Raw genomic sequence first — 18,993 nt, 5'->3', positions numbered from 1 at the left:
GCGATGAGTACGGCAAGTTAGCGACGGTCCGGAGGCCGCACCCCCGGACCGAGTAGGGAGTGCAGTGGCGAAGGTCCGGGTTTACGAACTCGCCAAGGAGTTCGGAGTAGAGAGCAAGGTCGTCATGGCCAAGCTCCAGGAAATGGGCGAGTTCGTACGGTCGGCGTCCTCCACGATTGAGGCGCCGGTCGTTCGCAGGCTGACAGAAGCCTTCTCAAATTCTTCTTCCGCCCCCAAGCAGGGCGACCGACGGGCCGCGGCCAAGAAGCCCGGTCCGCGACCGTCGGCACCGCCGCGTCCGGGTCAGTCCGGCGGCGGTTCCGATTCTCAGGGCGCCGGCGCGCGTCCCGGGCCCCGTCCGGGCCCGCGGCCTGCCGCGCCCCGTCCGAGCCCCGGTGGTTCCGGCGGCCCCGGTGGTTCCGGTGGTCCTGGCGGCTCCGGCGGCCAGGGTGTTCCCGGCCAGAGTGGACCTGGCGGCCAGGGCGGCGCGCCCAGGCCCGGCCCGCAGCCGGCGGCGCCGCGTCCGCCCGTCCCGCCGGCGCCGAGCACGCCGGTGAGCGCGCCCGCGGCACAGGGCCCGAGCGCCCCGCCCGCGGCACAGGGGCCGAGTGCCCCGCCCGCGGCCGGTCCCGGTACCGGGGCGGGCAACCGCGCGCCCGGCGGCCCGAAGCCGGGTCCCCGCTCGCCCAAGCCCGGCCCGCGTCCTGCCCCGCGCCAAGGCGGCGGCGGTGGTGGCGGCGGTCGTGGCCCCGGTGGGCCGCGTCCGGGCAACAACCCGTTCAGCTCGACCAACACCGGCATGGGCCAGGCGCCCAAGCCGGGGCCGCGTCCCGGCCCCCGTCCGGGCGGCGACCGCCCGGGTGGCGGCGGTGGCCCCGCGGGCGGTCCGCGTCCCGGCGGCCCGCGTCCGGGCGGCGCTCCCGGCGCCGGCGGCCCGCGCCCGAACCCGGGCGGCATGCCGCCCAGGCCGGGCGGCCCGCGTCCCAGCCCGATGAACATGCCGTCCTCGCGGCCGGCCGGCGCCCCCGGGCGCGGCGGTCCCGGTGGAGGCGGCGGCGGTGGCCGCGGTCCGGGCGGTGGTGGCCGCGGTCCCGGTGGTGGCGGCGGCGGTCGCGGTCCCGGTGGCGGCGGTCGCCCCGGCGGCGGTGGCGGCTTCGGCGGCCCCCGCGCGGGTGCGGGCGGTCGTCCCGGTGGCGGCGGTGGCTTCGGTCCCCGTCCCGGTGGCGGCGGTCGCGGTCGCGGCGGCACGCAGGGAGCCTTCGGGCGTCCCGGCGGGCGCCCGGCGCGCGGACGCAAGTCGAAGCGGGCGCGCCGCCAGGAGTTCGAGAACATGCAGGCGCCCGCCGCCGGCGGCGTCTCGGCTCCGCGCGGCAACGGCAAGACCGTCCGGCTGGCGCAGGGCGCGACCCTGACCGACTTCGCCGAGAAGATCGGCGCCAACCCGGCGTCGCTCGTCGCGATCATGATGCACCTCGGCAAGATGGTCACGGCCACCCAGTCGGTCGACCCCGACGACCTGATGGCGCTCGGGCTCGAGCTGGACTTCGACGTCCAGGTCGTCAGCCCCGAGGACGAGGACCGCGCGCTGCTCGAGTCCTTCGACATCGAGTACGGCGAGGACGAGGGCGGCGAGGAGAACCTCCAGTCGCGTCCGCCGGTGGTCACCGTCATGGGCCACGTCGACCACGGTAAGACCAAGCTGCTGGACGCCGTCCGGCACGCCAACGTGCAGGCCGGCGAGGCCGGCGGCATCACCCAGCACATCGGCGCCTACCAGGTCGAGACCGAGGTCGACGGCGAGGACCGCAAGATCACCTTCATCGACACCCCGGGTCACGAGGCGTTCACCGCCATGCGTGCCCGCGGTGCCGACACCACCGACCTGGTGGTGCTGGTGGTCGCCGCCGACGACGGCGTCAAGCCGCAGACCACCGAGGCGATCGACCACGCCACCGCGGCCGGGGTCCCGATCGTCGTCGCGGTCAACAAGATCGACGTCGAGGGCGCGGACCCGAACCGGGTCCGGGCGCAGCTCACCGAGTACGGCCTGGTCGCCGAGGAGTTCGGCGGCGACACGCAGTTCATCGACGTGTCCGCCAAGCAGGGGACCAACATCGACGGGCTGCTGGAGGCGATCGTCCTGACCGCCGACGCCGCGCTCGACCTGAAGGCCAACCCCGACATGCCCGCCCAGGGCTCGGCCATCGAGGCCCACCTGGACAAGGGCCGGGGCGCCGTGGCGACCGTGCTGGTCCAGCGCGGCACGCTGCGGGTCGGCGACTCGATCGTCTGCGGCGTGGCCAACGGCCGCGTCCGGGCGATGCTCGACGAGAACGGCAACAGCGTCGAGGAGGCGGGCCCGTCCCGTCCGGTGATGGTGCTCGGCCTCGCGGCCGTGCCCGGCGCGGGCGACAACTTCCTGGTCGTCGAGGACGACCGGATCGCCCGGCAGATCGCCGACAAGCGGGTCGCGCGCAAGCGCAACGCCGAACTGCTCAAGAGCCGCAAGAGCAGCTCCCTGGAAGAGCTGTTCAAGGACCTGGAGCGGGGCGAGCGGCAGGAGCTGCTGCTCATCCTCAAGGGCGACGTGTCCGGTTCCGTCGAGGCGCTGGAGGACTCCCTCCTCAAGATCGACGTGGGCGACGAGGTCAACCTGCGGATCATCCGCCGCGGCGTCGGCGCGATCACGCAGGACGACGTCAACCTGTCGCTGGCGTCCGAGGGCGCGGTCATCATCGGCTTCAACGTGCGGCCTGAGCGCAACGCGCAGGAGCTGGCCGACCGCGAGGGCGTCGACATCCGGTACTACTCGATCATCTACCAGGCGATCGAGGAGATCGAGGCGGCCCTCAAGGGCATGCTCAAGCCGGAGTTCGAAGAGGCCCAGCTCGGCACAGCCGAGGTCCGCGAGATCTTCAAGGTGCCGCGGATCGGGAACGTCGCCGGTTCGATGGTCACCTCGGGGATCATCCAGCGCAACGCCAAGGCCCGCCTCGTCCGCGACGGCGTCGTGGTCTCCGACAACCTCACGGTGTCGTCGCTGCGCCGCTTCAAGGACGACGCGACCGAGGTCCGCGAGGGCTTCGAGTGCGGCATCGGTGTCGGTTACAACGACATCAAGCTCGGTGACGTCATCGAGTGCTTCGAGATGCGGGAGAAGCCCCGCGACTGAGGCGGACGGCAGGTCCGCGCGGCCCCGCGAGGGGCCGCGCGGGCGGCCGGCCCGGCGGCCCCTCCGGGCACGCCGACGCTGTGATCGTTAATCGGGTGACGGAACGCCAGGCGGATCTTCTAGCCTGGCGTCTGTCATGTCCAGCTCATTCTGGTTCGCCGGGAAGGCTGGGAACACGGCGGATGACCTCCGTCGTTCCAACTCTGATGACTCCGAGGTGATCGACCAGGTGTACGTGGGTGCGTTGACGCTCGACCTGCTGCTGGGGGACGTCCGCTCGCTGAAGCAGAAGCGGTCGGTCCTGCGCCCCGTCATCGCCGAGGTGCACAAGCGCTTCCCGGCGGTGGCCGTCGCCGAGACCGGCGACCACGACCTGCACCGCAGGGCGGAGATCGGGGTGGCGGTGGTGTCGGGCACGGCGGCCAACTGCACGGAGGTCCTCGACCAGTGCGAGCGGCTCGTGGCCGGACGGCCGGAGATCGAACTGCTGTCCGCCCGGCAGCGTCTGTTCAGCGGCGAGGACTGACGGGCGCGCGGGCGGGCGCCGCCCCACAATGAAGGAGCGGGAACCGACCTTCCCGCTCAGACCATAGAAAGGGAGTGCGATCATGGTGGACGCAGCTCGGGCGCGCAAGCTCGCCGACCGCATCCAGCAGATCGTCGCCGAGATGCTGGAGAGGCGGATCAAGGATCCGCGGCTCGGCTTCGTGACCGTGACGGACACCCGCATCACCAACGACCTGCGCGACGCCACCGTGTACTACACGGTGTACGGGTCGGACGGCGAGCGCGCCGAGACGGCCGCCGCGCTGGAGAGCGCCAAGGGCGTCATCCGGTCGGAGGTGGGCCGGAAGACGGGCGTCCGCCACACGCCCAGCATCACCTTCGTGATGGACTCCCTGATGGAGAACGCGGCGCACATCGACGACCTGCTGGCCCAGGCCCGCGCCAAGGACGCCGAGGTGGCGAGGGCCGCGCAGGGCGCCTCCCCCGCGGGGGACGCCAACCCCTACCGCGAGCCCGACTCCGGCGAGGACGAGGACGACGATCTCGACGAGGACGGCCTCGACGCGCACGACGCCGCGGGGGACGGTGAGGACGGCCGCTCCGGACGCCCGTCGTCGTGAACGGCCCGGCCGAGACCGCGATCCGCGCCGAGACGGGCGCACCCTGCGGGCCGGGCGCACCGTCCGGACGGGGCGCCCTCTCCGAGCCGGGACCACCGCCCAGATCCGATGGGCACGCCGAGGCCGGCGCGATGTCGGCGTCCGGCGTGCCGCCTGAGTCCAAGCCCGGCGGTCCGTTCGAGGCGGGCGTCCCGTCCGGGCTCGGTCCACCGTCCGGGTTCGGTCCACCACCGTCCCGGCCGGAGTTGCCGGAGGGGTCCGGCGGCGCGCACGCCGAGCTCGACTGGGACCGCGCGGTCGAACTGATCCGCGGGGCCCGCGAGATCTGCCTCGCCTGCCACGTGGTCCCCGACGGCGACGCGCTCGGCTCGATGCTGGCGCTCGCGCAGGCGCTGCGCGCGTGCGGCAAGCGCTGCCTGGCCTCGTTCGGGGAGCCCTTCGGTGTCCCGGCGATCCTGCGGTTCCTGCCGGGCCAGGAGATGCTGGTCGAGCCGGCCCGGATGCCGCGCGCCCCGGAGCTGATGATCTCGCTGGACGCGGCGGGCCGGGCGCGGCTCGGCTCGCTCGCCGGCGCCGCCGACCGGGCCGGCGTCCTGATCGTCATCGACCACCACGCCTCCAACACCGGGTTCGGCGGCGTGCGGCTGGTCGACCCGGACGCCGCCGCCACGGCGGTGCTGGTCGAGGAGCTGATCCGCAGGCTCGGCGTGCCGCTCGACCGCGACATCGCGCAGGGCCTGTACGCGGGGCTCGCCAGCGACACCGGCTCGTTCAAGTACCCCTCCACCACTCCCGAGGTGCACGACCTGGCGGGACGGCTGCTGACGGCGGGCGTCCGGCCGGAGACGGTCAGCCGGGAGCTGTGGGACCGGGCTCCGTTCGACTACCTGCAGGTCCTCGCCGGGGCGCTGGCGCGGGCCCGGCTGGAGCGCGACGCCGCCGGCGGCCGCGGCCTGGTCTGGACGGCGATCGCCCGCGAGGACCGGCGCGGCCTGCCGTACGACCAGCTCGAAGGCATCATCGACCAGCTGCGCCGGACCGACGAGGCGGAGGTCGCCGTCGTGTGCAAGGAGACCGACGACGGCCGCTGGTACTTCTCCGCCCGGTCCAAGGGCCACATCGACCTGAGCAGGGTGTGCGCGGCGCTGGACGGCGGCGGTCACCGGGAGATGGCGGGCTTCGTCTGGGGTGGGCCGGTCGACGAGGCGCTCGACCGGCTGCGCGCCCTGCTGCCCTCCGACCACTGACGAACGGCCGCCGGGGCGCCGCCGGCCGAACCGCGCCGTGGCGGAGGGACGGCTAGAATCGCCGTCTTCCGTCCGCCCGCCGTCTTCGAGGTGAAGCAAGAGCATGGAATCGGGACTCGTCATCGTGGACAAGCCCGCCGGCTGGACGTCGCACGACGTCGTGGGGAGGATGCGGCGGCTGGCGAAGACCCGGAAGGTCGGGCACGCGGGCACCCTGGACCCGATGGCGACGGGCGTGCTCGTCCTCGGGATCGGCAAGGCCACCCGCCTGCTCGGGCACCTCGCGCTGACCCGCAAGGGCTACGACGCCACGATCCGGCTGGGCGAGTCGACCAACACCGACGACGCCGAGGGCGAGACCATCGCGACCGCGTCCGCCGAGGCCGTCACCGAGGAGGCGCTGCGGGCCGGCGTCGCGGAGCTGACCGGGACGATCCAGCAGGTCCCGCCGCAGGTCAGTGCCATCAAGGTGAACGGGGAGCGGGCCTACAAGATGGCCCGCAAGGGCGAGGACGTGGAGCTGGCCGCCCGCCCGGTGACCGTGGACGAGTTCGCGGTCCTGGACGTCCGGCGGCACGGCGGCCTGATCGACGTGGACGCCTCGGTGTCCTGCTCGTCGGGGACCTACATCCGGGCGCTGGCCCGCGACCTCGGCGCCTCGCTCGGCTGCGGCGGCCATCTGACCGCCCTGCGCCGCACCCGCGTCGGGCCCTACGACCTGTCGATGGCGCGCACGCTCGACCGGCTGGGCGAGAAGCTGGAGATCCTGCCGATGGCCGAGGCCGTCGCGTCGGTGTTCCCGCGCCGGGACGTCTCCGACGACGACGCTCGCAAGGTCGCGCACGGCGGGCGGCTGCCGGCCGTCGGCCTCGGGCCGGGCCCGGTGGGCGTCTTCGCGCCGGACGGGACGCTGCTCGCGCTCGTCGAGGAGCGGGGCCCGGTCGCCAAGTCCCTCGCGGTGTTCGTCTCCTGACCCGGTGTTCGTCTCCTGACCCGGGCGGGCGGCGCGGTCCGTGGCGAGCATCACCCGGCACCCCGGGTGCGCCGCCAACCTACGGTCGCGTAACCTACTTAGGCGTAGGTTCGTGAGGAGGTGTCCGTGACCACGGTGAAAGACGATCCCCCGGTGGCGTCCCCCACCCGGCCGCGCATGCGGGGCTGGCTGCACCTCGGTGCGTTCCCCGCGGTGCTCGTCGCGGGGCTCGTGCTGGTGGCGCTGGGCCCGAGCCCGGAGGCGCGGCTGGCGTCGGCCCTGTACGTGGCGACCTCGGGGATGCTGTTCGGGATCTCGGGGACGTACCACCGGCAGCAGTCGCACCGGCTGATCGAGGTGCTGCGCCGCTTCGACCACGCCAACATCTATCTGATCATCGCCGGGACGTACACGCCGTTCGCGGTGCTGGCACTGGACGGCGGCGTGCGCGTGGCCGTCCTCGCCATCGTGTGGACCGGGGCCATCGCCGGGGTCGTCTTCCGGACGACCTGGATCGGCGCTCCCCGCTTCCTCTACGTCACCCTGTACATCGTCCTGGGCTGGGTGGCGGTGCTGTTCCTGCCGCAGTTCCTGTCCGGAGCGGGCCTGGCCGCCTGCCTCCTGGTCGCGCTCGGCGGGATCTGCTACAGCGTCGGGGGAGTGGTGTACGGGCTGCGCCGCCCCAACCCGTCCCCGAGATGGTTCGGGTTCCACGAGGTGTTCCACGCCTGCACGCTGGCGGCCTACGTCCTGCAGTACATCGCGGTGTCCCTGGTCGTCTACCAGTCCGGCTGAGGGCGTCCGCAGGCCCGCGCCAGGGGGCGGGTGCCGCACACCACGCCCCCTGGGTGCGACCAACCCGGCCCCCGCATGGCACTCTTGAGGACGGCAAGAAGTACCCGACGGGAACGTCCTACGCAGGGAGAGCATGGTGCGGCGCTGGAATGGCCTCGACGAGGTTCCCGCAGACTGGGGCCGTTCGGTGATCACCATCGGGGTGTTCGACGGCGTGCACCGCGGCCACCAGCGGATCGTGGGGGCCGCTGCCGAGGAGGCGCGGCGCCGCGGGCTGCGCTCGGTGGTCATCACGTTCGACCCGCATCCGGACGAGGTCGTCCGGCCCGGCACGCATCCGCCGCTGCTCGCCACGACCAGGCGCCGCGTCGAGCTGCTGGAGGGCCTCGGCACCGACGCGGTCGTGGTGGTGCCCTTCACGCTGGAGCTGTCGAAGGTGCCGCCGGACGAGTTCGTCCAGTCGGTGCTGGTCGACCGGCTGCACGCCGCCCACGTGATCGTCGGTGAGGACTTCCGGTTCGGGCACAAGGCCAAGGGCGACGTGGCGCTGCTGCGGGAGCTCGGCGAGAAGTACGACTTCACGGCCGAGGGCATGCCGCTGGTGGCCGACGGCGACACGATCTCGTCCACCTACATCAGGGGACGCCTCGACGCGGGCGACGTCGAGGCGGCCGCGCACGCGCTCGGCCGCCCGCACCGCGTCGAGGGCGTCGTCGTGCGCGGCCACCAGCGGGGCCGCGCGCTCGGGTTCCCCACCGCCAACCTGGAGACGCTGCCGCACACGGAGATCCCGGCGGACGGCGTCTACGGCGGCTGGCTGGTCTGCGACTCCGACCGCTACCCCGCGTTCCGCTGGCCGGCGGCGATCTCCATCGGGACGAACCCGACCTTCGAGGGCGCGGGGGAGCGGACCGTCGAGGCCTACGCCCTGGACCGCGACGACCTGGACCTCTACGGCGAGCACATGGCCGTCGACTTCACGGCCCGCATCCGGGACACGCTGAAGTTCGACTCCGTGGACGCGCTGATCGAGGAGATGCACCGAGACGTCGCCCGCGCCCGCGAGATCACCTCCTGAGCCCCGCCGCCGGGCGAGCCCCTCGGGCCGGTCTTGCAGTAAACACACCGTGGTACGGTGAATAGTCGCCGGGAAGGGCCCCGGCGCGGCTGGCTGCACCCTCATGCGGCCACCCTCTTAACACGCACCATGCGGACCCGAGCGCCCACCGGGCCTGGATCTGCGGGTGACGAATCCATCGAAGGAGCCACGTGTCGCTCGACACCGCCACTAAGAACCAGATCATCGCCGAGTACGCGACCACTGAGGGTGACACCGGATCCCCGGAGGTCCAGGTCGCGCTGCTGACGCGCCGTATCAACGATCTGACCGAGCACCTGAAGGAGCACAAGCACGACCACCACAGCCGCCGCGGTCTGCTGCTGCTGGTCGGCCGTCGTCGCCGGCTCCTGAAGTACCTCTCGAACAAGGACATCAACCGCTACCGGCAGCTGATCGAGCGACTCGGGCTGCGCCGCTAGCAGGGTGAGGGAGTGGTCCGCCGGGCCACTCCCTTCCTTTTATGGTCGGCGGGCCCATCCGGCCCCGGCCCCAATTTCAGACAAGCCTCGCGGACACCGCTGGTGCGGGCCGGTCCTCGGTAGTGGCTTCCGGATCCGTTCCGCCGTATCGGCGGCGCTCTCGATCCGGGTGCTTCGATCGAAGACCGGCAGCGTGACAGCCAACGGGAAACGGCCGCGAGGACCGACATGGAACCCATGAGGAGGTTTCCCGTGACAGAAGCCGTGCGCATCGACGGTGCGCAGAGCACCGAAGCCGTGATCGACAATGGCACGTTCGGCACCCGCACCATCCGCTTCGAGACCGGCCGGCTGGCCCGGCAGGCGGCCGGCTCCGCCGTCGCCTACCTCGACGACGAGACGATGGTGCTGTCGGCGACCACCGCGTCGAAGAAGCCCAAGGACAACCTGGACTTCTTCCCGCTGACCGTGGACGTCGAGGAGCGGATGTACGCCGCCGGGCGCATCCCCGGCTCGTTCTTCCGCCGCGAGGGGCGTCCGTCCGAGGACGCCATCCTGACCTGCCGGCTGATCGACCGGCCGCTGCGGCCGTCGTTCACCAAGGGCCTGCGCAACGAGATCCAGATCGTCGAGACGATCATGGCGCTGCACCCCGACCACCTGTACGACGTCGTGGCGATCAACGCCGCCTCGATGTCCACGCAGCTGGCGGGCCTGCCGTTCTCCGGCCCGATCGGCGGCGTCCGCGTCGCGCTGATCGACGGCCAGTGGGTCGGCTTCCCGACCCACCCCGAGCTGGAGCGCGCGACGTTCGACATGGTCGTGGCCGGCCGGGTGCTGCCCGACGGCGACGTCGCGATCATGATGGTGGAGGCGGAGTCCACCCGCGACACCATCAAGCTCGTCGGCGAGGGCGCGACCGCGCCGACCGAGGAGACCGTCGCCGAGGGCCTCGACGCCGCCAAGCCCTTCATCAAGGTGCTGTGCAAGGCGCAGAGCGACCTCGCTGCCGTCGCCGCGAAGGAGACCGCCGAGTACCCCGTCTTCCTGGACTACCAGGACGACGTGCTCGCCGCCGTCACCGACGCCGTCGGCCAGGACCTGGCGCAGGCGCTGACCATCGCCGGCAAGCAGGAGCGCGAGTCCCGGCTCGACGAGATCAAGGCGGCCGCCGCCGAGAAGCTCGCCGAGCAGTTCGAGGGGCGCGAGAAGGAGATCTCCGCCGCCTACCGCGCCCTCACCAAGAAGCTGGTCCGCGAGCGCGTGATCCGCGACGGGCTGCGCATGGACGGCCGCGGCCTGAAGGACATCCGCCAGCTGACCGCCGAGGCGCACGTCATCCCGCGCGTGCACGGCTCGGCGCTGTTCGAGCGCGGCGAGACGCAGATCCTCGGCGTGACGACGCTGAACATGCTCCGCATGGAGCAGACGATCGACACGCTGAACCCCGAGCGCACCAAGCGCTACATGCACAACTACAACTTCCCGCCGTACTCCACCGGCGAGACCGGCCGGGTCGGCTCCCCGAAGCGCCGCGAGATCGGCCACGGCGCCCTCGCCGAGCGCGCCCTGATCCCGGTGCTGCCCTCGCGCGAGGAGTTCCCGTACGCGATCCGGCAGGTGTCGGAGGCGCTCGGCTCCAACGGCTCCACGTCGATGGGCTCGGTGTGCGCGTCCACCATGTCGCTGCTGGACGCGGGCGTCCCGCTCCGGCAGATGGTGGCGGGCATCGCGATGGGCCTGATCAACGAGGGCGACGAGTACGTCACGCTGACCGACATCCTCGGCGCCGAGGACGCCTTCGGCGACATGGACTTCAAGGTCGCCGGCACCCGTGACCTGATCACGGCCCTGCAGCTGGACACCAAGCTCGACGGCATCCCGGCCTCGGTGCTGGCCGCCGCGCTGAAGCAGGCCAAGGGCGCCCGCCTGGCGATCCTGGACGTGATGCAGGAGGCCATCGAGGCGCCCGCCGAGATGAGCCCGAACGCGCCGCGGATCATCACGATCAAGGTCCCGGTCGACAAGATCGGCGAGGTCATCGGCCCCAAGGGCAAGATGATCAACTCGATCCAGGACGACACCGGCGCCGACATCACGATCGAGGACGACGGCACCATCTACGTCGGCGCCACCGACGGGCCGTCCGCCGAGGCCGCGCGGCAGGCGATCAACTCGATCGCCAACCCGCACATGCCGGAGGTCGGCGAGCGGTTCCTCGGCACCGTCGTCAAGACCACGACGTTCGGCGCGTTCGTGTCGCTGCTGCCCGGCAAGGACGGCCTCCTGCACGTCTCGCAGATCCGCAAGCTGCACGGCGGCGCCCGGATCGAGAACGTCGAGGACGTCATGGGCGTCGGCGAGAAGATCCAGGTCGAGGTCACCGAGATCGACCAGCGCGGCAAGCTGTCGCTGGTGCCGGTCGAGGTGGTCGAGCGCGAGTCCGCCGCGAAGGCCGAGGGGGACGGCGGCGGCGAGGCCGAGTCCGCGTCCGGCGACGCCGACGGTGACTCCGGCGAGCGCCGCGACGACGGCGACCGGCGCGGTGGTCCGCGGCGCCGCCGCACCCGCCGCGGGTCGGACGACTCCGGCCAGCGCAACTCCTGATCAAGGCCATGACCGGCCGGCCGGGTCCGCAGCGCTCCAGGCTGCGGACCGGCCGGCCGGTCGCTTTCCCCCGACCGAATGTGAGCGACACGTGACCCTGCCGGCGAGGGCGCAGGAGCCCGGCACCACCACCACGATCCACACCGACGGCGCCGGCGCGGTCCGCCGCACCGTCCTGCCCGGCGGGCTGCGGATCATCACCGAGACGATGCCGACCGTGCGCTCCGCGGCGTTCGGCATCTGGGCGGCGGTCGGCTCCCGCGACGAGGCCCCCGCCGACGCCGGCGCCAGCCACTACCTGGAGCACGTGCTGTTCAAGGGCACCCGGCGGCGGTCGGCGCTGGAGATCTCCGCGGCGGTCGACGCGGTCGGCGGCGACCTCAACGCGTTCACCGCCAAGGAGTACACCTGCTACTACGCGCGGGTCCTGGACTCCGACCTGCCCCTCGCGGTGGACGTGGTCTCCGACATGGTGGCGGGGTCGGTGAACCGGCCCGAGGACGTCGAGGCCGAGCGCGGCGTGATCCTCGAAGAGATCCACATGCGCGACGACGACCCGGGCGACCTGATCCACGACGAGTTCTCCACGGCGCTGTACGGCGACACCCCGCTCGGGCGTCCCATCCTCGGCACCGAGGAGTCGATCAACGCGCTGTCCCGGGACCGGATCCACGGCTACTACCGGGAGCACTACGTCCCGTCCAACCTGGTGGTGTCGGTGGCGGGCAACATCGACCACGACGAGGTGGTCCGGCTGGTGTCTGAGGCGTTCGCCGAGCACCTGCACGGCGACGCCGCGCCCGCCGCGCCGCGGCTGGACGGCGTGCCCGTCCCCCTGGACCCGCGCAGCGTGGTGATCGACAAGGACACCGAGCAGGCGCACATCATCCTCGGCGGCGCCGGCACGTCCCGCACCGACGAGCGCCGGTTCGCGCTCGGCGTGCTGAACGCGGCGCTCGGCGGCGGCATGTCGTCCCGCCTCTTCCAGGAGATCCGCGAGAAGCGCGGCCTGGCGTACTCCGTCTACAGCTACACGGCCCAGTACGCCGACTCCGGCGTCTTCGGCGTCTACGCGGGCTGCCAGCCGGCCAAGGCCGAGGAGGTCCTGTCGATCTGCCGGGACGAGCTGGCCAAGGCCGCCGAGGGCCTGGACGACGAGGAACTGGAACGCGGCAAGGGCCAGCTGCGCGGCGCCATGGTCCTCGGCCTGGAGGACACCGGCTCCCGGATGAGCCGCATCGGCAAGAGCGAGCTGGTCTACGAGTCGCTGCTGCCCGTGGACGAGGTCCTGGCGCGCATCGAGGCCGTCACGCCCGACGACGTCCGCGCCATCGCCCGCGACGTGCTGGCGGGCCCGCAGGCCCTCACCGTGATCGGCCCGGTGGGGGACCGCGAGTTCGGAGCCTGAGGATCCGCTGACTTGTTAAACGGACCAGGGTCCGCTAATCTCCGAAGGAGTAAGCGGACCTTGGTCCGTATTTTCAGGTGAGAGGACCCTCATGTCCCGTCTGCTGCACATCTCCGCATCCCCGCGAGGCGCCGCGTCCGAGTCGCTGGCCCTGGCCGGAGCGTTCCTGGACGCCTACCGCGAGACCCACGGCGACGCCGTCGACCACCTCGACCTGTGGGAGGCCGGCCTTCCCGCCTTCGGTCCCGCCGGGGCCAACGCCAAGATGACCGTGCTCGCGGGCGACGCGCCGTCCGGCGAGGAGGCCGCCGCGTGGAGGGCCGCCCGGGAGGTCTTCGAGCGCTACGACTCCTACGATCGCTACCTGTTCAGCGTCCCGATGTGGAACTCCAGCGTCCCCTACATCCTCAAGCAGTTCATCGACGTCGTCTCGCAGCCCGGCTGGGTGTTCCGCTTCGACCCCGAGAAGGGCTACAGCGGCCTGCTGGAGGGCAAGAAGGCGGCCGTCGTCTACACCAGCGCCGTCTACGGGGAGGGCCGCGGGCCCGCGTTCGGCCGCGACCACCAGGCCCCGTTCCTCGAGGGCTGGCTGCGCTGGACGGGGGTCACCGACATCAGCACCGCCGAGTTCCGCCCGAACCTCGCCACCGCCGACGCCGAGACCGGGCGCCGCTCCGCGCACGCCGAGGCGCGCGAGCTCGGCAAGCGCTTCTGACGATAGGCTCGGGGCGACGCCAACCAGGAGGAACACGTGACAAAGGTCGGGGTGCTGGGCGCGCAGGGCCGGATGGGCGCCGAGGTGTGCCGCGCCGTGGAGGGCGCCGACGACATGGAGCTGGTGGCCGCGGTCGACCAGGGCGACCCGCTCGACGCGCTGACCGCCGCCGAGGTCGTCGTCGACTTCACCCACCCCGGCGTCGTCATGGACAACCTCCGGTGGTGCGTCGAGCGCGGCCTGCACGCCGTCGTCGGCACCACGGGCTTCGACCCGTCCCGGCTCGACTCGGTCCGCTCCTGGCTGACCGAGGAGTCGTCCGGGAACGTGGTGATCGCCCCGAACTTCGGGATCGGCGCCGTGCTGATGATGCACTTCGCGCAGAAGGCGGCCCCGTTCTTCGAGTCCGTCGAGATCGTCGAGACGCACCACCCGAACAAGGCGGACGCCCCGTCCGGCACCGCCTACCGCACCGCCGAACTGGTCGCCGCCGCCCGCGCCGAGGCGGGCGTCGCCCCGTCCCCGGATGCCACCACCTCCGGGGTCGAGGGCGCCCGCGGCGCCGACGTGGACGGCGTCCGCGTGCACGCCGTCCGCATGTCCGGCGCCGTCGCCCACCAGGAGGTGGTCCTCGGCGGACACGGCGAGCTGTTCACCATCCGGCACGACTCGATGAACCGCGAGTCGTTCATGCCCGGGGTCCTGCTGGCCGTCCGCAGGGTCCCCGAGCTCGACCGCCTCACGGTCGGCATCGAGGCGCTCCTCGGCCTGTGATGGACTTCGACGCCGAACCCTGGGACTACCTCGCCGCGTCCGAGGCGATCGACATCGAGCACCCGCTCGTCCAGGCGATCGCCTCGGAGCTGCGCACCGGCGACGACATCGCCTACGCCCGGGCGGCGTTCGACTACGTCCGCGACCAGATCCCGCACTCCATGGACACGGGCGACACCCGCGTCCCGTGGCGGGCCTCCGACGTCCTCGAACAGCGCACGGGCCTGTGCTTCGCCCAGTCCCACGCCTACGTCGCGCTGCTGCGCGCGGGCGGAATCCAGGCGGGCCTGTGCTACCAGCAGCGCCCCGGCTTCGTCCATGGCCTGGCCGCCGCTCTCGTCGACGACCTGTGGGTTCGCCTCGACCCCCGCGACCCCGGCGTGCGCTTCTCGGCGTCCGCCGACGCCCTGGCCTATCCGGACGACCCGATCCTCCCGACGGTCCACGCGGCCCCGCACCCTACGGTCCTCAACGCTCTGAAGGGCATGACGGCCCTCAGCGTCGCGGCCCTTCCCACCGCCCTGGGTCAGCCGGGGTAGACGAGGTCGAGGGCGGCGAGGCGGCCGGGGTCGGCGAGGATGTCGATCGCGGTGACCCTGTCGCCCACGACCGTGAAGGCCAGGACGGACTGCGGGCGCCCGCCCTCGAACCAGACGATGCCGGCGGTCCCGTTGACCAGGGCGTGCATGATCTGGCCCGGGGTCGTCCTGCGGAAGCTGATGGCCTGCCCGGCGACGTTCTCGGCGCCGACGACCTGCGTCCAGCCGCCGGGGACGGCGCCGACGTCGGCGCGCAGCACCACGTCCGGGTCGAGGACGGCGACGAGGGCTTCGAAGTCGCCGTTGTTGGCCGCGGCGTTGAAGGCGTCGACCACCGCGCGCTGGCGGGCCGGGTCGCGTTCGGGGTCCGGGGCCGTCCCGCGCACCCGGCGGCGGGCGCGGCTGGCCAGCTGGCGGGCGGCGGCCGGGGACCGCCCCACGATGGGCGCGATGTCCTCGAACGGCACCCCGAACGTGTCGTGCAGGACGAACGCCAGCCGCTCGGCCGGGGTGAGGGACTGCAGGACCACCAGCAGCGCGAGCCCGACCGAGTCGGCCACCAGCGCCTCGTACTCGGGGTCGGAGGCGGAGGAGCTGACGACCGGGTCGGGCAGGCGCTCCTCCAGCGGGTCCTCGCGGCGGGACGTGCGCGAGCGCAGCATGTCCAGGCACACCCGTCCGACGACGGTCGTCAGCCAGCCGCCCAGGTTCTCGATGTCGCCCGCGTTGGAGCGGCTCAGCTTGAGCCAGGCCTCCTGGACGGCGTCGTCGGCCTCCGCGAGCGAGCCCAGCATCCGGTAGGCGACGGCCTTCAGATGCGTGCGGTGCCCTTCGAACCGCTCGGCCAGGAACTCGCGCTCGTCCATCACGTCCCCCTCTGTGCCCCTAGGTCACCACACTGACGGACGCCGCGAGCCGAATGTGACCGGGGTTGTGCGGGAACTGGGGCAGGCCTAGCGTTCGGCAGGTGGATGCGACTTTCGCGCGGGACATGTGGAAGGTCATAGAGCCGCTGCACGCGGTGACGTATTTCGCCGAGGAATGCCGGACGGCCAACAAGGACGTCGGTCTCAAGGGCTTCTGGATGGGCTACTTCGGGAGTCGCGGGGCCCCGCTCGGCCGGGTCTCCGCAGGGACGATCGAGGCGACCTTCTTCGGCTTCCACCCGGCCCGCGTACGGCGGGCGATCCCGGACGCGTGGGACTTCGCGTCCCCCGAGAGCATCCTCGCCGCCCGGAGCGACGCGGCAGGGCGTGCCCTTCGCAGGGTCTTTCCCGGCATCGAGGACGTTGCGGCAGAGGCGGCGCCGCTCTTGCAAGAGGTCGTGACGGCGGCGGACGGCTCCGGCCGCCCCTTGTTCGCCGCCAACCGTGATCTGCCCGTTCCAGAGGACCCGGTGGAAGCCCTCTGGCAGGCGACCACGTCCTTGCGCGAGCACCGCGGGGACGGGCACGTCGCCCTTCTCACCGCCGAGGGCCTGAGCGGCTTGGAAGCGAACGTCCTGGTGTCCGCCCTGGGCGTGGTGCCCCCGGATCGTTTCCATGAAAGCCGCGGCTGGTCGCCCGAGGAGTGGGCGGAGGCAGCCGAAGCCCTCGCCCGACGCGGCCTCGTCGCCGAGACAGAGGCGACAGAAGCCGGACGCGCTCTGAAAGCGCGGATCGAGCAGCGCACCGACGAACTGGCGGCAGCCCCCTACGCCGTCCTGGCCGACCCCCGCATGCTCTACGAGTCGCTCCTACCGGCCACCAGGGCCCTGGCGAGCGAGATGCCGTTCCCCAACCCCATAGGCCTTCCCAGACCCGCCTAAGAGCGAGCAGACGCCCCTCAGCCCTGTCCGCGCTGCCAGGGCTCCCACTCGTCGGTGGTGATCTCCAGGCCGAACGGCTCCGGCAGTTTGACCGCCTCACCGAACTCCCAGCTCACCGCCTCCAGGTAGTCGCCGGACGCGGTATCGGCCGGTGAACACCTTGGGGTGACACGGGTGAAGGGGCGGGTCAGCGGTGGGATTTGGAGAGGTCCACCTCGCGGATGGTGCGGTCCACGCCGGCGGCGGCGTATGCGGCGGACTCGTCGAGGGTCTCGGCCTCCAGGAGGGCGGCGGCGAGGGAGTCCAGCTTGTCGCGGTGGGTGCGGAGGGTCTCCAGGGCCTCGGCGTAGCACTCGTCGACGATCCGGCGGGCCTCCAGGTCGACGGCGTCCAGGGTGCCCTGGGCGGCGTACTGGCCCATCGGGTCCGATCCGTCCGCCGGGAGGATCGACAGGGGGCCGATCTTCTGGGACATGCCCCAGCGGCCCACCATCCCGCGGGCGATCTTGGTGACCTGCTCCAGGTCGCTCTCCGAGCCGGTGGTGATCACGCCGAAGACCAGTTCCTCGGCGGCCATGCCGCCGAGCGCGCCGATGATACGGCCGCGCAGGTAGCGCTCGTCGTAGGCGTAGCGGTCGTCGTCGGGGGTGGAGACGGTGACGCCGAGCGCGCGGCCGTGCGGCACGATCGTGATCTTGCGGACGGGGTCGGCGCCCGGCTGGAGCATGCCGAGCAGGCCGTGCCCGGACTCGTGGTACGACGTTCGGCGGCGCTCCTCGAACGGCATGACCAGGGAGCGCCGGGTGCCGAGCTGCACCTTCTCCAGGGCGGTCTGGAAGTCGTCCATGTCCACGGCGTCCTTCTCGCGCTTGACGGCGAGCAGGGCGGCCTCGTTGACCAGGTTGGCGAGCTCGGCGCCGGTCATCCCGGGCGTCATCCTCGCCACCGAGAGGATGTCGGCGTCGGCGGCGAGGGGGACGTCGCGGGTGTGGACGCCGAGGATCGCGACGCGCCCGTCCAGGTCGGGCGGGGACACCGCGACCTGCCGGTCGAACCGGCCGGGGCGCATCAGGGCCGGGTCCAGGATGTCGGGACGGTTCGTCGCCGCGATGACGACGACGCCCTCCGAGCCGGAGAAGCCGTCCATCTCGGTGAGGATCTGGTTGAGGGTCTGCTCGCGCTCGTCGTGGCCGCCCATGCTGGCGCCGCCGCCGCGCGCCCGCCCGATGGTGTCGATCTCGTCGATGAAGATGATCGAGGGGGCGGTCTTGCGGGCCTCGGTGAACAGTTCGCGGACGCGGGCGGCGCCGACGCCGACGACCATCTCGATGAACTCCGACGCGGCCGCGGAGTAGAACGGGACGTCGGCCTCGCCCGCGACGGCGCGGGCGAGCAGCGTCTTGCCGGTGCCGGGCGCGCCGGTCAGCAGCACGCCGCGGGGGACGCGGGCGCCCATCCGGCGGTACTTGCCGGGGTCCTTGAGGAAGTCGACGATCTCGCTGAGCTCCGCCTCGACCTCGTCGATGCCGGCGACGTCGGCGAACGTGGCGCGCTTGTCGTCCGCGGCCACGGGCTTGGGGGAGCGGTTGAAGCCGCCCATGAGGCCGCCCCCGCCGGACATGCGACGCTGCAGCCACACCATCACGCCGATCCACAGTCCGACGAACAGCAGGGTCGGCAGCAGCGACAGCAGCAGGTTGGCGAGCAGGCCGCGGTCCTCGTTGACCGGCTTGGCCTCGACCTCGACGCCCTTGGCCACCATCTCGGTGTAGATCTTGTCGTCGGCGAACGCGGGGCGCAGCGTCTCGAACGAGGAGTAGGTCTTCTCCGCGTGCCCCGGCACCGGCCGCTTGCTCTTCAGCTGGCCCTGGATCTGGTAGCCCTTGGTGTAGACGTCCTTCACGTTCCCGGCGGCGACCTGCTGGGTGAACGCCGTGTAGGGGACCGTCACCCGCTCCTTCTGGCCGGTGAGGTGCATGGAGACGTAGCTCAGCCCGAAGACGGCCAGCAGCAGCGCCCAGAAGACCGCGTTGTTCCGGTTCGGCTTCCAGCCGCCCGCGCGCAGGCCGCGCGGCCGCTTCTCCCGCCGGTCGGGGACGCCTTCGGCGCGCCAGGGCTGGTCCGGGTCGCTGCGGGGCGGCACGGACTGGCGTCGGCCGGGCTCGGCCGTGCCGGAGCGCTGCGCGCCGGCGTGCGGCGGCGTCCCGTTCGGTGTCCCGTCGGGCTGTGGCGCGGGTCGCTGGTCCGGCACGTGTCGCATCTCCCCGTACAACGCGCCCCGGAGGCCGGG

General features: G+C 72.5%; 16 protein-coding genes. 14 read left to right on the top strand and 2 right to left on the bottom strand.

The window, feature by feature from the left end; genetic code table 11:
* The first annotated feature begins 64 nt into the window (after nucleotides 1–64).
* From infB to BJY14_RS09225, 13 genes are all read left to right on the top strand, one after another.
* Nucleotides 65–3,172 (top strand): translation initiation factor IF-2, encoded by a 3,108-nt coding sequence (infB, locus tag BJY14_RS09285; protein ID WP_179843232.1) that lies wholly within the window; start codon nucleotides 65–67, stop codon nucleotides 3,170–3,172.
* 229 nt (nucleotides 3,173–3,401) lie between these two features.
* The gene (locus BJY14_RS09280) at nucleotides 3,402–3,698 is read left to right on the top strand and encodes a DUF503 domain-containing protein (protein WP_376770038.1); all 297 of its coding nucleotides are present in this window, start codon (nucleotides 3,402–3,404) and stop codon (nucleotides 3,696–3,698) included.
* Between the two features lie 82 nt (nucleotides 3,699–3,780).
* On the top strand, nucleotides 3,781–4,299 hold the full coding sequence (gene rbfA, locus BJY14_RS09275; RefSeq protein ID WP_179843230.1) for a 30S ribosome-binding factor RbfA: 519 nt from the start codon (nucleotides 3,781–3,783) through the stop codon (nucleotides 4,297–4,299).
* Nucleotides 4,296–5,546 (top strand): DHH family phosphoesterase, encoded by a 1,251-nt coding sequence (locus BJY14_RS09270; protein ID WP_312879086.1) that lies wholly within the window; start codon nucleotides 4,296–4,298, stop codon nucleotides 5,544–5,546. Before rbfA ends, BJY14_RS09270 begins: the two co-directional genes overlap by 4 nt.
* A 103-nt stretch (nucleotides 5,547–5,649) precedes the next feature.
* A complete protein-coding gene (gene truB / locus BJY14_RS09265) occupies nucleotides 5,650–6,519 on the top strand; it encodes a tRNA pseudouridine(55) synthase TruB (protein ID WP_179843229.1) in 870 nt (289 codons plus the stop codon).
* 126 nt (nucleotides 6,520–6,645) lie between these two features.
* Nucleotides 6,646–7,314 carry a PAQR family membrane homeostasis protein TrhA gene (trhA, locus tag BJY14_RS09260; RefSeq protein ID WP_308206455.1) on the top strand — a complete coding sequence of 223 codons (669 nt, stop codon included), beginning with the start codon at nucleotides 6,646–6,648 and terminating at the stop codon, nucleotides 7,312–7,314.
* A gap of 136 nt (nucleotides 7,315–7,450) precedes the next feature.
* Nucleotides 7,451–8,392 carry a bifunctional riboflavin kinase/FAD synthetase gene (locus BJY14_RS09255; protein ID WP_179843228.1) on the top strand — a complete coding sequence of 314 codons (942 nt, stop codon included), beginning with the start codon at nucleotides 7,451–7,453 and terminating at the stop codon, nucleotides 8,390–8,392.
* Nucleotides 8,393–8,583: 191 nt separating this feature from the next.
* Nucleotides 8,584–8,853 (top strand): 30S ribosomal protein S15, encoded by a 270-nt coding sequence (gene rpsO / locus BJY14_RS09250; RefSeq protein WP_021599383.1) that lies wholly within the window; start codon nucleotides 8,584–8,586, stop codon nucleotides 8,851–8,853.
* A 270-nt stretch (nucleotides 8,854–9,123) separates the two neighbouring features.
* Nucleotides 9,124–11,460, top strand: a complete 2,337-nt coding sequence (locus BJY14_RS09245) for a polyribonucleotide nucleotidyltransferase (protein WP_179849262.1) — start codon at nucleotides 9,124–9,126, stop codon at nucleotides 11,458–11,460.
* A 91-nt stretch (nucleotides 11,461–11,551) separates the two neighbouring features.
* Nucleotides 11,552–12,868: a M16 family metallopeptidase gene (locus BJY14_RS09240; protein ID WP_179843227.1), complete on the top strand. Its 1,317-nt coding sequence runs from the start codon at nucleotides 11,552–11,554 to the stop codon at nucleotides 12,866–12,868.
* Nucleotides 12,869–12,959: 91 nt separating this feature from the next.
* On the top strand, nucleotides 12,960–13,583 hold the full coding sequence (locus BJY14_RS09235; RefSeq protein WP_179843226.1) for an FMN-dependent NADH-azoreductase: 624 nt from the start codon (nucleotides 12,960–12,962) through the stop codon (nucleotides 13,581–13,583).
* Nucleotides 13,584–13,619: 36 nt separating this feature from the next.
* On the top strand, nucleotides 13,620–14,357 hold the full coding sequence (dapB, locus tag BJY14_RS09230; RefSeq protein ID WP_179843225.1) for a 4-hydroxy-tetrahydrodipicolinate reductase: 738 nt from the start codon (nucleotides 13,620–13,622) through the stop codon (nucleotides 14,355–14,357).
* Nucleotides 14,357–14,896 (top strand): transglutaminase-like domain-containing protein, encoded by a 540-nt coding sequence (locus BJY14_RS09225; RefSeq protein WP_179849261.1) that lies wholly within the window; start codon nucleotides 14,357–14,359, stop codon nucleotides 14,894–14,896. Before dapB ends, BJY14_RS09225 begins: the two co-directional genes overlap by 1 nt.
* Here BJY14_RS09225 and BJY14_RS09220 read toward each other — a convergent pair.
* Nucleotides 14,884–15,762, bottom strand: a complete 879-nt coding sequence (locus tag BJY14_RS09220; protein WP_179843224.1) for a sigma-70 family RNA polymerase sigma factor — start codon at nucleotides 15,760–15,762, stop codon at nucleotides 14,884–14,886. The genes BJY14_RS09225 and BJY14_RS09220 overlap by 13 nt on opposite strands.
* 101 nt (nucleotides 15,763–15,863) lie before the next feature.
* On the opposite strand from BJY14_RS09220, the gene BJY14_RS09215 reads away from it, so the two are divergent.
* Nucleotides 15,864–16,703 carry an SCO6745 family protein gene (locus BJY14_RS09215; RefSeq protein ID WP_179843223.1) on the top strand — a complete coding sequence of 280 codons (840 nt, stop codon included), beginning with the start codon at nucleotides 15,864–15,866 and terminating at the stop codon, nucleotides 16,701–16,703.
* A 187-nt stretch (nucleotides 16,704–16,890) separates the two neighbouring features.
* Here BJY14_RS09215 and ftsH read toward each other — a convergent pair whose 3' ends face one another.
* The gene (gene ftsH, locus BJY14_RS09210) at nucleotides 16,891–18,954 is read right to left on the bottom strand and encodes an ATP-dependent zinc metalloprotease FtsH (RefSeq protein WP_312879085.1); all 2,064 of its coding nucleotides are present in this window, start codon (nucleotides 18,952–18,954) and stop codon (nucleotides 16,891–16,893) included.
* Between the last annotated feature and the right edge of the window lie 39 nt (nucleotides 18,955–18,993).

The sequence above is a fragment of the Actinomadura luteofluorescens genome (assembly GCF_013409365.1).
In the GTDB taxonomy this organism is placed as follows: Bacteria; Actinomycetota; Actinomycetes; order Streptosporangiales; family Streptosporangiaceae; genus Spirillospora; species Spirillospora luteofluorescens.
The sequence above is the reverse complement of the archived record's forward strand: the minus strand, read 5'-3'. Positions and strand labels throughout refer to the sequence as shown.